Origin of the sequence: Nonomuraea rhizosphaerae (genome assembly GCF_019396405.1) — a bacterium.
GTDB lineage: Bacteria > Actinomycetota > Actinomycetes > Streptosporangiales > Streptosporangiaceae > Nonomuraea > Nonomuraea rhizosphaerae.
This window is the reverse complement of the sequence record NZ_JAHKRL010000039.1, coordinates 1-11,563: the sequence shown is the minus strand read 5'-3', so window position 1 is coordinate 11,563 and position 11,563 is coordinate 1. Positions and strand designations below refer to the sequence as shown.

At 72.5% G+C, this 11,563-nt stretch carries 15 protein-coding genes; 5 read left to right on the top strand and 10 right to left on the bottom strand.

From position 1 onward, the window contains the following. The coding region (locus tag KME77_RS01895) for a DAK2 domain-containing protein (RefSeq protein ID WP_219460951.1) at positions 1 to 484 on the bottom strand (484 nt) is incomplete at its 3' end. Positions 485 to 714: 230 nt separating this feature from the next. Here KME77_RS01895 and rpmB point away from each other — a divergent pair. Next, a complete protein-coding gene (rpmB, locus tag KME77_RS01890; RefSeq protein WP_103959048.1) occupies positions 715 to 900 on the top strand; it encodes a 50S ribosomal protein L28 in 186 nt (61 codons plus the stop codon). Between the two features lie 97 nt (positions 901 to 997). Here the strand turns inward: rpmB and thiD are convergent, their stop codons facing one another. The 3 genes from thiD to KME77_RS01875 all read right to left on the bottom strand — a co-directional run bounded on the left by thiD (position 998) and on the right by KME77_RS01875 (position 5,165). Then, on the bottom strand, positions 998 to 1,792 hold the full coding sequence (thiD, locus tag KME77_RS01885; RefSeq protein ID WP_219460947.1) for a bifunctional hydroxymethylpyrimidine kinase/phosphomethylpyrimidine kinase: 795 nt from the start codon (positions 1,790 to 1,792) through the stop codon (positions 998 to 1,000). 169 nt (positions 1,793 to 1,961) lie between these two features. Continuing rightward, a complete protein-coding gene (locus tag KME77_RS29700; RefSeq protein WP_219460945.1) occupies positions 1,962 to 4,028 on the bottom strand; it encodes a hypothetical protein in 2,067 nt (688 codons plus the stop codon). Positions 4,029 to 4,154: 126 nt separating this feature from the next. Continuing rightward, positions 4,155 to 5,165: a thiamine-phosphate kinase gene (locus KME77_RS01875; protein ID WP_372451113.1), complete on the bottom strand. Its 1,011-nt coding sequence runs from the start codon at positions 5,163 to 5,165 to the stop codon at positions 4,155 to 4,157. A gap of 68 nt (positions 5,166 to 5,233) precedes the next feature. Between KME77_RS01875 and KME77_RS01870 the strand changes: the two genes are divergently transcribed. Together KME77_RS01870 and KME77_RS01865 are read left to right on the top strand one after the other, a co-directional pair. Continuing rightward, on the top strand, positions 5,234 to 5,467 hold the full coding sequence (locus tag KME77_RS01870; protein WP_214636950.1) for an Lrp/AsnC family transcriptional regulator: 234 nt from the start codon (positions 5,234 to 5,236) through the stop codon (positions 5,465 to 5,467). A 12-nt stretch (positions 5,468 to 5,479) separates the two neighbouring features. Beyond that, complete coding sequence (locus tag KME77_RS01865) at positions 5,480 to 5,929, top strand: DUF3515 domain-containing protein (protein WP_219460940.1); 450 nt, start codon at positions 5,480 to 5,482, stop codon at positions 5,927 to 5,929. 36 nt (positions 5,930 to 5,965) lie between these two features. Here KME77_RS01865 and KME77_RS01860 read toward each other — a convergent pair whose 3' ends face one another. The 4 genes from KME77_RS01860 to KME77_RS01845 all read right to left on the bottom strand — a co-directional run bounded on the left by KME77_RS01860 (position 5,966) and on the right by KME77_RS01845 (position 9,873). Then, positions 5,966 to 7,060: a D-alanine--D-alanine ligase family protein gene (locus KME77_RS01860; RefSeq protein WP_219460937.1), complete on the bottom strand. Its 1,095-nt coding sequence runs from the start codon at positions 7,058 to 7,060 to the stop codon at positions 5,966 to 5,968. Between the two features lie 25 nt (positions 7,061 to 7,085). Continuing rightward, complete coding sequence (locus KME77_RS01855) at positions 7,086 to 8,069, bottom strand: PLP-dependent transferase (protein WP_308250501.1); 984 nt, start codon at positions 8,067 to 8,069, stop codon at positions 7,086 to 7,088. A 78-nt stretch (positions 8,070 to 8,147) separates the two neighbouring features. Then, the gene (locus KME77_RS01850; RefSeq protein ID WP_219460933.1) at positions 8,148 to 9,158 is read right to left on the bottom strand and encodes an NAD(P)H-dependent glycerol-3-phosphate dehydrogenase; all 1,011 of its coding nucleotides are present in this window, start codon (positions 9,156 to 9,158) and stop codon (positions 8,148 to 8,150) included. A gap of 4 nt (positions 9,159 to 9,162) precedes the next feature. Further along, on the bottom strand, positions 9,163 to 9,873 hold the full coding sequence (locus KME77_RS01845) for a lysophospholipid acyltransferase family protein (RefSeq protein WP_219460929.1): 711 nt from the start codon (positions 9,871 to 9,873) through the stop codon (positions 9,163 to 9,165). A gap of 74 nt (positions 9,874 to 9,947) precedes the next feature. Between KME77_RS01845 and cofC the strand changes: the two genes are divergently transcribed. Both cofC and KME77_RS01835 read left to right on the top strand, forming a co-directional pair. After that, positions 9,948 to 10,580 carry a 2-phospho-L-lactate guanylyltransferase gene (cofC, locus tag KME77_RS01840; RefSeq protein ID WP_308250500.1) on the top strand — a complete coding sequence of 211 codons (633 nt, stop codon included), beginning with the start codon at positions 9,948 to 9,950 and terminating at the stop codon, positions 10,578 to 10,580. A gap of 47 nt (positions 10,581 to 10,627) precedes the next feature. After that, positions 10,628 to 10,831, top strand: coding sequence for a hypothetical protein (locus KME77_RS01835; RefSeq protein ID WP_219460921.1), 204 nt, complete (start codon positions 10,628 to 10,630; stop codon positions 10,829 to 10,831). A gap of 60 nt (positions 10,832 to 10,891) precedes the next feature. Here the strand turns inward: KME77_RS01835 and KME77_RS01830 are convergent, their stop codons facing one another. Together KME77_RS01830 and KME77_RS01825 are read right to left on the bottom strand one after the other, a co-directional pair. Further along, positions 10,892 to 11,194, bottom strand: a complete 303-nt coding sequence (locus tag KME77_RS01830) for an HU family DNA-binding protein (RefSeq protein WP_219460920.1) — start codon at positions 11,192 to 11,194, stop codon at positions 10,892 to 10,894. 98 nt (positions 11,195 to 11,292) lie between these two features. After that, the coding region (locus tag KME77_RS01825) for an SCO5555 family protein (RefSeq protein ID WP_504739320.1) at positions 11,293 to 11,563 on the bottom strand (271 nt) is incomplete at its 5' end.

The following is an 11,563-nucleotide window of genomic DNA, read 5'->3' as shown; positions in this document are numbered from 1 at the left end:
GCAGCGCCGCCCGCGCCGCGCCGGCCGCCCGCCCGGCGACCTCCGCGAGGCCTCCCCCGGCCTCCTGCGCGGCCCGCGCCGCCGCCTCCAGCACGCTCAGCACGGTGCCCTCGACCGGCCGCGCCACCGCCTCTCTCGCCAGCGTCGCGGCCCTGCTCAGGCCCGCCCTCAGGTCGGCGGAGCCGTCCTTCAGCACCTCGGCCAGCCCGCGCAGCGCCTGGCTGACGATGACGCCCGAGTTGCCCCTCGCGCCGATCAGCGCGCCGTACGAGAGGGTCTGCCACACCACCGCGGCGTCCACGTCGTCCGGCAGCGCCTCGACCGCCTCCGCGGCGGACAGGACGGTGAGGTGCAGGTTGGTGCCGGTGTCGCCGTCGGCCACCGGGAACACGTTGAGCGCGTCGATCTCCGCCCTCGCGCCGCCCAGCGCGTCGGCGGCCAGGCGGGCCCAGCGGCGCACCGCGGGCGGGTCGAGAACCTCCATCTGCGCGCCCCGACCTCTCTCCCGGCCCACCGGCCCCGGCCTCCGGCCTGTTGGGCTACCGTTAATGGTGGAGAATATCGCCGTATCCCGGCCCGTCCAGTGAGCTTGGTTCGCGTGCAGTGGTGCGGATCGGATATTCTCGTCTGGCTGGCCGGTTGTCCCGGCATGCCCTCCGCCCGGAAAGCATTCACGCGGACAGGGCTACATCGACTGTTTTAAGGAGCGATACCGTGGCTTCCGTCTGCGATGTCTGCCGCAAGGGGCCGACCTTCGGCAACAACGTGTCCCACTCGCACCGCCGCACCCGCCGTCGCTGGAACCCCAACATCCAGACGGTCCGCGCGGTCATCGGCGGCACGCCGAAGAAGCTGAACGTCTGCACCTCGTGCATCAAGGCGGGCAAGGTCTCCCGCTAGTTCGACTTCCGCGAAGCCCGCCTGCTCAGCTCGTGAGCGGCGGGCTTTCGCCATGCCCGGGCCCGCGCCCCGCAGTCCGGTCGGCCCTGGTACGTGGTCAGCGCCACTGCCAGGCGTGATCCACCGGGCCGATGCCGTCGCCAAGAGGGAAGCCCCGGGCGATGGCCCCCGTCACGTACTCCTTCGCCGCGCCCGTGGCCGTCGGCACGTCGTCGCCCAGCGCCAGCCGGGAGGCGATGGCGGAGGCGAGCGTGCAGCCCGTGCCGTGGGTGTGCCGGTTGTCGAGGCGGGCGGCGGAGAAGCGGTACTCGCTCGTGCCGTCCGTGAGCAGGTCCACCGGCTCGCCCGGCAGGTGGCCACCCTTGATCAGCGCCCAGGCGGGCCCCAGCTCCAGGATCGCGTCCGCGGCCCGGCGCAGGTCGTCCTCGTCCTCGACCTTGACCGAGGTGAGCTGCTCGACCTCCCACAGGTTCGGCGTGACGACGGTGGCGACCGGCAGCAGCCGTGTCCTGACCGTCTCGACGGCCTCGGGCGCGAGCAACGGGTCGCCGTGCTTGGAGACTCCCACCGGGTCGACCACCACCGGCGCCGCGTACCCGCCCAGCGCCTCCGCCACGACCTCCACCAGCGCCGGTGAGGCCAGCATGCCGGTCTTGACGGCCTGCGCGCCGATGTCGCCCAGCACCGAGCCGAGCTGCGCCCGTACGGCCTCGGGCGGCAGCTCCCAGTAGCCCTGGACGCCCAGCGAGTTCTGGGCGGTGACCGCGGCGATGACGCTCATGCCGTGCACGCCCATGGCCAGCATGGTCTTGAGGTCGGCCTGGATGCCTGCCCCGCCGCCGGAGTCGGAACCGGCGACGGTCAGCACGCGCGGAGGGGTCGTAAGCGTCATATACCCATCCAACCACCCCAGGATCGGCGTCCCTCCCGCCGGAGCGACGCCGCGGGACCGGCCACCCGCTCGTGCCGGGCCGTCGTCAGAGACCGGCCGCTGGTCGACGGCGGCCGGTTGGCGGCGGTTGGCCGGCGGCTGGTTGGCGGCGGTTATTGGTTGGCGGTGGTCAGTTGACGGCGCAGTCCCCGCCGACCAGTCCGCAGTTCGCGGGGGCGACCCCGCGGCCCGTGGCCCTGATCGTCAGCTGGGTCGAGCCGCCGGTGTCCAGGGACTCCGGCATGTCGATGATCAGCAGATCGCCGTCCTGGTTCCACTCTCCGCCTGTGACGCTCAGCACGCGGCCGCGGATCGGCAGCGAGACCGTGAGCGACGACAGGGCGTCGGAGGAGGAGTTGACCACGTCCAGGTGCGCCGTGTAGGTGGTCAGTCCCTGGTCGACCACGTTGAAGTCGAGGTTGACCGCCTGCCCGCCCGCGCCCGACCGGGCCTGCACCGTCGCGGTCGGCACCGGCTCGGCGGTGACGGCGTCGGTGGGACGGCCGCCGGTGTTCGGGTCGTTGATCGTCGTGGACTCGTCGGTCGGCTCCTCGGTGGCGGTCGCCTCCTCGGTGGCCGTCGGGAACGGGTCGTCGGTCGGCTTGGCCTGCTTCGTCTTGGTCCTGGTGGGGGTGGGCGTCGGGGAGGCCGTACGGCGGGTCGTACGCGGCCCGACCGTGGCGGTCGGCTTCGGCGAGTCGGAGGCCTTGGTGTCCTCCTCGCTCGGCTCGTCGGCCGGCTCCTCCGTGGGCTCCTCGTCGGCCGGGGCCGACTCGGTGACCTTCGCCCCGGGCTGGTTCGTGACCGCCACGGCGGCGCAGCTGCTGCCGGCGCAGTCGGCCGCGCCCTTGGACGAGCTCATGAACTTGACGCCCGCGACCGTGCCACCCAGGACGACGGCCACGGCGGCCACCGAGAGCAGGGCGACCTTGGCCCGGCCACCGCCGCCACCGGGAGGGGGGCCGAGCACGTCGTGGTCGGCGTCCTTCCTGCGGCCACGACGGCGGCGCGGCTCCTCGTCCGCGGGCTCGTCCGAGGACCAGCCCGAGCCCAGGAACCCGTTGTCGGGGCTTTCCGCCCAGGCCGGGGCGGAGGCGTCCACCATGGTCGGCGAGCCGTACACCTTGATGTCACCGGGCTCGGGCGGGTCGCTCGGGAACCCTCCGGGCCCTTCGCCGCCCGGCCCCTGACCGCCGAAGCCGGGCCCGTCCGGACCGGGACCGCCGAACGCGGCGCCCCCAGGACCGGTCGGCCCACTCGGGCCGCCGAAAGCGGGATCGCCGAAACCAGGACCACCAGGACCGGGGCCACCAGGATCACCGAAGGCAGGACCATCCGGACCAGGACCGCCAAAAGCAGGACCGCCGAAAGCAGGGCCGTCCGGACCGAAGCCGGGCCTGCCGGGACCGCCCGGCCCACCAGGGCCGGAGTCCCCCGGACCAGGCCCAACCTGACCAGGCCCACCCGAACCGGGTCCGCCCGAACCGGCCGTCCCGACGCCGAGCCTGAACGGCCCGGACGGGCCGCCCATGCCAGGGCCGCCCCCTGCGGGCTCGATGATCACGTCGCCCGTCGCGAACACCTGCGTGGAGCCGAACGGCTCGTTGAAGTCGCGCGTCTCGTTCGCCCCCGGCTCGTCGCCGGGAGTCCCGTCCCACTGTGCCGGACGGTTGAAGGCCCCAGTCGTCTCGAACGGCCCAGCTCCCGTGGGCCCAGCTGACGGCTGCGGCCGGTTGAGGCCGTCGGCGGCCATGAAGGCGCCCGTCGTCTCCGACGGTCCTTCCGGCGCTCCACGGCCCTCGGGTCGCATGAACACGTTCATGGGCGCGTCCCCGCGAGCGGGCTCAGGCGGCCTGCCGGACGCCTGGGAGCGGGGCGGCGGCGCGAAGGCGCCGGTCGTCTCGAACGGGTCGGGGCGCTTGTCGGGGGCAGGCCCGGCCGGACCGCCCTCGCGCTTCGGCATCGGCGCCCAGTGCCCCGTCACCTCGATCTGGTCGGGGAGCGAGGGCCAGCCTGGCGGCTCGGACTCCTGGTCGTCCGGGCCCCAGAAGGCACTCTTGGCGGTCGGGTCCGGGACGGCGGCCCACCTTGCGGCGGGGTCGGTGGAGTATCGAGGGTCCTGCTCCTGAGAGTTGTCGGGCCCGTCGTCACCCCAATCATCCGCGTCGTCGGATCCACCTGTGCCATGGCGGCCCATGGGCTGCCCTTTCTGCCGGGTACAGTGGCCGCCAATCTTCATAACACCTTTACTACGTCCTTGTCACAGCAATCCCCGTAGTCCCACCCCAAAACCGCCAATCCTTACACAAATCGCTGAATATTGTCACGCAAAGTGATCCCATCCGGCATGGGTAGTTTCCCGGCCGGGAACGACCACGCCCTGACCTGCGGTGACGTCCCCCACGATTCGCCACGCGGGCGGCAGCGACACCGCCGGAGGGAACACCGCGGCGAGCGCGTGATCCTCGCCGCCGCCCAGGATCCAGTCCAGTGGATCGTTCCCGAGCAGCTTCGCCGCCGCCGCCACCGGCTCGCCGACCGCGAAGCGGGCCGGGTCCAGCTCGACGCGCACGCCGCTGGCCTTCGCGACGTGGCCGAGGTCCTGCAGCAGCCCGTCGCTCACGTCGAGCATCGCGCTCGCGCCGAGCTCCGCCGCCTCCGGCCCGCACGCGTACGGGGGGCGCGGCTGACGGTGCGCCTCCACCGCTTCCCAGAGCGCCTTCAGCGGATCCCCGTCAAGCGCCTCGCCGGCCTCGAAGCCGCCCTCCCCGGCCGCCCGTTCGGCCAGCCCCTCCAGCCATCCGGCCTCCAGCAGCGCCAGCCCCGCGGCCGCGTGCCCGAGCCGTCCGGCCACCGCCACCACCTGCCCGGCCCGCGCCCCGGCCCTGGTGACCGGCGCGCGCCCGCCCAGGTCCCCCAGCGCCGTCACCCCGATGACGACCCGTTCGCCCCGCGTGGTGTCGCCGCCCACGACGCTGGCCCCCACCACCGCGCACTCGTCGCGGAACCCGTCGGCGAGCCCGTCGAGCCAGTCCACCGGCAGGTCGGCCGGCATCCCCAGCCCGACCACGACGGACGTCGGCACGGCCCCCATGGCAACGATGTCGGCAAGGTTTTGAGCTGCGGCTTTACGTCCTACGTCGTACCCGCTGGACCAATGGCGGCGGAAGTGCCTACCCTCGAGCAACAGGTCCGTGGACACCACGACACGCCCGTCCGGCGCGCTGACCACAGCGGCGTCGTCGCCGGGCCCGAGCAGTACGGACGCCCCTTGGGGCAGACGTCCGGAAATACGACTTACCGCTCCGAATTCGCCGAGATCTCCGACTGTGATGACGCACCTCCTGACGCACACAGGGTACGGTGACCTTTCGGCGTGATCCAATCGCCCGGGAGGACGTAATGGTGCAGGCCTACATCCTTATTCAGACCGAGGTCGGCAAGGCCGCGAGCGTGGCCCACGAGATTTCCGGCATTCCCGGAGTCACCCAGGCCGAGGACGTCACCGGTCCCTACGACGTGATCGTGCGCGCGGAGGCCAACAACGTCGATGAGCTGGGCAAGCTCGTGGTGGCCCAGATCCAGGCGGTCGAGGGCATCACGCGTACTCTGACGTGCCCGATCGTGCATATTTGAGGTAGATCTTTCATGCGCCGCCCCGCAGCCCCGCTCGTACCGCTGCTTCTGGCCGCCCTGGCCGCCCTGGCCGGGTGCGGCGGCGCCGTACGGGTGGAGCCGCCCGCGCCGCAGGGCGAGGCGGTGGCGGCCTGCGAGGGCCTGGCCGGGCGGTTGCCGCGGACGCTCGACGGGGCCGCGCGCGGCGAGTCCACCCCCGCCTCCCCTTATGTCGCCGTATGGGGGCAGGCGGAGATCGCGCTGCGCTGCGGCGTGCCGCGGCCCGCGCGGATGGCGGCCACGGACACGCTGCAGGAGATCGACGGCGTGGGATGGTTCGCCGACCCGGACAAGCCGGCGCTGTTCACGGCGATCGCCGACACCGCCTACGTCGAGGTCACGGTCGCGGGCACGCACACCGCCCCGTCGGTGCTGGCGAGCCTGTCGGGGCCGATCGGCGAGATGTCCTCCCGGCCCGGCTGAGCGCCCCGGCGCGAGCCGCCGGCGGACCCCATGACGTCAGCGCAGCCCCGGTGAGCGGCTCAGCGCGAGCTGGACGAGCCTGTCGACCAGCGCCGGGTACGACAGCCCCGAAGCGGCCCAGAGCTGGGGCGCGACGGACAGCGACGTGAACCCGGGCATGGTGTTGATCTCGTTGAAGACCAGCTCTCCCTCGGGCGTGTAGAAGAAGTCGACCCGCGACAGCCCCTCGCAGTCCAGCGCGTCGAACGCGCGCACGGCCATCGCCCGCAGCTCCTCGGCCGTCTCCTCCGGCAGGTCGGCGGGCACGGTGAGCGACATCTGGTCGGGGTAGTACTTGGCCTCGAAGTCGAAGAACTCCTGGCCGCCCTCGACCTTCACCTCTCCGGGCAGCGACGCGGCGGCGGGCTCGTCGCCGAGCGACTCCAGCACCGCGCACTCGATCTCGCGCCCGGCGATGGCGGCCTCGATGAGGATCTTGGGGTCGTGCTCGCGGGCGGCCTCGACGGCACGTTCCAGGGAGGCCCGGTCGTGCGCCTTGGAGATGCCCTGGGACGAGCCGGCCCTGGCGGGCTTGACGAACACCGGCCAGCCCAGCTCCTCCGCCTCCTTCAGCACCCGCTCCTTCTCCAGCCGCCAGTCGCGCTCGCGCACCACCACGTAGCGGCCGATGGGCAGCCCGGCGGCGGCCATGACCGTCTTCATGTGGGCCTTGTCCATGCCCACCGCGCTGGCCAGCACGCCGGAGCCGACGTAGCGGACCCCGGCCATCTCCAGCAGTCCTTGGATGGTGCCGTCCTCGGCGAACGGCCCGTGCATGACGGGGAAGACCACGTCGACGGAGCCCAGCTCGACGGGGATGCTGCCGGAGTCGTAGGCCACCAGTGCGCTGCCCCCCGAGGGCAGCGCCAGGGCCGCGCCCGTGGCCTCGACCACGGGCAGCTCGCCCGCCTCGATGGCGAAGCGCTGGTCCGCGCCCGCCAGCACCCACCTGCCGTCCTGGGCGATCCCGATGGGGATCACCTCGTACTTGCTCCTGTCGATCGCCTCCAGCACACTGCCGGCGCCCATGAGGGAGACGGCGTGCTCGGAATTGCGACCCCCGAAAACGACGGCGACGCGTGGCTTGCTCATGAAGCCCGAATCTACCGGCGCGTACTCAAGACAGCGAGTCAAGCGCGCGGGTGACGTCTTCGAGCAGGTCCTCGGCGTCCTCCAGGCCGATGGAGAACAGCACCCTGCCGCCCGACACCCTGGCCCGGGTGCGGGAGCCGCCGAGCGGCCCCTCCTCGACCAGGTCGAGGGACTTGACGAACGCCGTGGCGTCGCCGAGCGGGGTGAGCCCGACGCAGAAGCCGAACCTGGTGCCCTCGGGGCCGCAGTCGTAGAGCCGGCGGGCGAGCTGGTGGCCGGGGTGCTCCGGCAGGCCCGGGTAGGCGACGTCGAGCGCGCGCGGGTGCTTGGCCACCGACGCGGCGAACATCATCGCGGTCGAGCACATGCGCCTGACCCGTACCGGCAGCGTGCGCAGGCCGCCGCGCAACGTGCCCGCCTCGCCGGGCGGCAGCTCGACGCCCAGGTCGGCGCAGACCCGGCGGAGCTTGGCCACCAGGTCGGGCCGTCCGGTCACGACGCCGCCCGCGCAGCCGTCGTGACCGCCCAGTAAAGGCGCGGCCTCGTGCAGGACCAGGTCGGCGCCGTGTTCGAGGGGGCGGCAGACGAAGGGGCCGGCCAGCGTGGAGTCGACCACCAGCAGCGCTCCCGCCTGCCTGGCGATCCGATAGAGGCCGCGCAGGTCGGTCACCTGCTCGGCGAGCGTCTCGGCGTACAGGAGCCCTGTGCTGGGGCGTACGGCCTGGCGTACGCGCTCCAGGTCGGCCATGTCCACGAAGTCGGCGCTCACCCCGAACCGGGACAGCACGCCCGCGAGCGGTTCCGCGCCCGGGGCGGGGGCGACCACGTGGGCGCCCTCGCGCAGGAACGCCAGCAGGACGGCGGTCAGCGCCGCCCGCCCGGAGCAGAACGCGTGGCCCGCGACGTCCTCGGGCGCGGCGGCCCCTTCGAGCGCGGCCATGGCCGTGGCGAACCCCTCGGCCGTGCGTTCCTGGCCCGGCACGTGCGCCGAGCGGGTGTTCTCTCTCACGGGCCGCACCGATCCCTCTCACGAGTTCCCGAGGTCTCACGAGTTCCCGAGATCAGACGCGCACCGCTTCTCACACGTTCACACGCCATACCGTTCAGGTTTGGGCGAACGGGACATCAGCAACATTCCGGCCTCGGCGGGAGACATGCCGTCGTGCACCACGCCGACGACGACCTCGGTGATCGGCATCTCCACGTCGTGCTTCCTGGCCAGCTCCAGCACCGATTCGCACGACTTGACGCCCTCGGCGGTCTGCCTGGTGGCGGCGACGACCTCGGCCAGCGTCATGCCGCGGCCCAGGTTCTCGCCGAAGGTGCGGTTGCGCGACAGCGGCGAGGTGCAGGTCGCCACCAGGTCGCCCATCCCGGCCAGGCCGGCGAAGGTGTGCGGGTCGGCCCCGAGCGCCGCGCCCAGCCGGGAGATCTCGGCCAGGCCCCTGGTCATCAGCATGGCGGCGACGTTGTCGCCCATGCCCATGCCGACCGCGACACCGACGGCCAGCGCGATCACGTTCTTGACCGCGCCGCCCAGCTCGACGCCGACCACGTCGGTGTTGGTGTAGGGGCGGAACCACGGCGGCAGGTGGCAGGCCTTCTGCAGGCTCGCGGCCACGCTCTCGTCGGTGCAGGCCACGACCGTGGCGGCGGGCTGACGCTGGGCGATCTCCTTGGCCAGGTTGGGGCCGGAGACGACGGCGACCCGCTCCTCGGGCACGCCCGCGACCTCGCGGATGACCTCGGTCATCCGCTTGGTCGTGTTGAGCTCGACGCCCTTCATCAGGCTGACCAGGACCGCGTCGGAGGGGATGTGCTCGCGCCAGCCGGTCAGGTTGGCGCGCAGCGACTGCGACGGCACGGCGAGGACCACGAAGTCGGCCCCGTCGAGCGCCTCGGCGGGGTCGGTCGTGGCCCGCAGCGAGGGCGGCAGCGCCACGCCGGGCAGGTAGTCGAGGTTGGCGTGGCTGGACTGGATCCCCGCGACCAGCTCCGGCCTGCGCCCCCAGAGCGTGGTCCGGTTGCCCGACTCGGCGAGGATCATGGCGAACGTGGTGCCCCACGAGCCGGTACCGAACACCGCGGCCTTCGTCATCGCGTCACCGCCCGGCCGGGTCGTAGGGCGCCTCGGGGGCCTTCTCCCCGCGCAGCTCGGCGAGCTGCGCGGTGATCGCCATCACGATGTCGTCAGTGGCCTCGCGCAGCACCTCGGCGTGCGCCGGCAGGCCCTCGTACCTGGACAGGTCGACGGGCGGCCCGACCGACACCCTGAACGTCTTGCGCGGGAACAGCCGCGGCCGTTTCTCCCCGTACGGCAGCAGCTCGTGGGCGCCCCAGTGGGCCACCGGGATCACCTGGGCCCCGCTCTCCAGCGCCAGCCTGGCGGCGCCCGTCTTGCCGACCATCGGCCACAGGTCGGGATCGCGGGTGCAGGTGCCCTCGGGGTAGAACAGGATCGCGCCGCCCTGCCTGAGCCGCTCCGCCGCGTCGTGCAGCGACCTGGCCGCCTCGCTGCTGCCCCGGTGGACCGGGATGGCCCGCAGCTCCTTGATCGCGTGGCCGATCACCGGCGCTTTGAAAACGCCCGCCTTGGCGAGGATGATCGGCCACCGCCCGTTGTTGTAGAGGAAGTGGGACAGCAGAACGGGGTCGGTCCAGGAGAGGTGGTTGGCCGCGATGATCACGCCGCCGGTGCGGGGGATGCGCTCCCCATGGCGCCAGTCCCTCTTGACCAGGAGCCGCGACAGCGGTTTCACGATCACGACGGCCAGGGTCTCCCAGAAACGCGGGGGGCGCGTGGGGCGGCTCATGCTCTCCTCCTACGGTCTGCGCCCCAAGTCTCCCGGTTGGCCGCGCGGGATGTCGAGGCGCGATGCTTAAGCCTATGAGCATCCGCTGGTCACTGGTCATTCCGGTGAAGACGCTGGTCGCGGCGAAGACGCGGCTCGCGGCCGCCACGGGCCCGCACCGCACCCGGCTGGCCGTCGCCGTCGCCTGCGACACTGTCGCGGCGGCGCTCTCCTGCCCGCTCGTCGCGCGGGTAATCGTGGTGACCGCCGACCCGGCCGCCGCCGGTCCGCTGCGCGGGCTCGGCGCGGACGTCGTGCACGACCCCGACCGCGGCCTGAACACCGCCCTGCGCACCGGCGCCTCCCACGCCGCGCTCCTGGCGCCCGGCGACGGGGTGGGCGCGCTGCAGGCGGACCTGCCCGCGCTGCGTCCCGCCGAGCTGGCCGTCGCGCTGGAGGCCGCCGCGGAGTTCGACCAGTCGTTCGTGCCCGACGCGCTCGACGTCGGCACCACCTTCTACGGGGTGCGGCCCGGCCGCCCGTTCACGCCGAGGTTCGGCGGCGAGTCGCGGGCCAAGCACCTGGCGGGCGGCGCCAAGGAGGTGTGCGTGCCGGGCATCGACTCGGTCAGGCGCGACGTGGACACCCCCGACGACCTGCGCGCGGCCGTCGCGCTGGGGCTCGGGCGGCACACCGCCGCCGTGGTCGCCGACCTGTGGCCATCGTGAGCGGAGTGTTGTGGATCTCCTGACGCGCAGCGTTTACGCTGGTCTGCGTGCAGGCGACGGTACGGACTTTCGACCCCGCGACGCGTTCCGGGACGGTGTTCCTCGACGACGGGACCGTGCTGGAGTTCGGCGCCCCGGCCTTTGACGCGGGGCCGCTCCGGCTGCTGCGTTCGGGGCAGCGGGTACGGCTGGTCATGACGGGCGACGAGGTCACCTACGTCACGCTCTCGACCTTTCCGGTGCCCGGATAAGCGAACGCCCGGCCCCTTCGAGGGACCGGGCGGACGGCGCGTCTGTGTTTACTTCTTCGTTTACTTCTTCTTCCCGCTCTTCTTCTTGCCGCCGGCGTTCACCAGCTCCTTGAAGTCAGAGCCCGGGCGGAACTTGGGCCCCCAGCTCTCCGCCACCTTGATCTCGGCGCCCGTTGACGGGTTGCGGGCCGTACGGGCCGGCTTGTGAACCATCTCGAACGCGCCGAAGCCCGTGATCGAGACCTTGTCTCCGCCGGCGACGGCCTTCTGGACGGCGTCGATGATCGCGTTGACGGCCTCCGTGGCCGTCCTCCTGTCGCCCACCCGGTCCGCGATGGCGTCGACGAGTTCTCGCTTGTTCATAAAGTTCTGCTCCCCCAGTTACGGCTCGGGGTTCCACCTCACGAGTTCTACGAAGAAACCCCTTACGCGCTCGAAAGTAGGCGGGATTGCTGGGGAACTCAATCACCGAGCGTGTTTTCGGGTGCGCGTGGCGTGTCGAAATCGACTTCGAGGCACACGTCAAGGGAAGCGAGAAACGCGTCGAGGCGGGCGGCCGCCCTTTCCGGGTCCCGCTTGGCCAGATCGCAGATGGCGACGTACCGGCGGGCCAGACGTTCCCTTTCCGCGGGGGGCCGGGTGGTGAGCAGCGCGCGGACGCGGCGGTGCGCCTCGCGCAACCGCCGCGCCAGTTCGTCGTCCTCTAGACGGTCGTCGGCAGCCATGGCTGCC

Coding starts and splice junctions, on each gene's coding strand:
- KME77_RS01845 (WP_219460929.1), bottom strand. CDS start 9,873: ATGAGCCGCCCCACGCGCCCCCCGCGTTTCTGGGAGACCCTGGCCGTC.
- KME77_RS01865 (WP_219460940.1), top strand. CDS start 5,480: ATGCGCCGCCCCGCAGCCCCGCTCGTACCGCTGCTTCTGGCCGCCCTG.
- thiD (WP_219460947.1), bottom strand. CDS start 1,792: ATGACGCTTACGACCCCTCCGCGCGTGCTGACCGTCGCCGGTTCCGAC.
- KME77_RS01860 (WP_219460937.1), bottom strand. CDS start 7,060: ATGAGCAAGCCACGCGTCGCCGTCGTTTTCGGGGGTCGCAATTCCGAG.
- cofC (WP_308250500.1), top strand. CDS start 9,948: ATGAGCATCCGCTGGTCACTGGTCATTCCGGTGAAGACGCTGGTCGCG.
- KME77_RS01830 (WP_219460920.1), bottom strand. CDS start 11,194: ATGAACAAGCGAGAACTCGTCGACGCCATCGCGGACCGGGTGGGCGAC.
- KME77_RS01870 (WP_214636950.1), top strand. CDS start 5,234: ATGGTGCAGGCCTACATCCTTATTCAGACCGAGGTCGGCAAGGCCGCG.
- KME77_RS29700 (WP_219460945.1), bottom strand. CDS start 4,028: ATGGGCCGCCATGGCACAGGTGGATCCGACGACGCGGATGATTGGGGT.
- KME77_RS01850 (WP_219460933.1), bottom strand. CDS start 9,158: ATGACGAAGGCCGCGGTGTTCGGTACCGGCTCGTGGGGCACCACGTTC.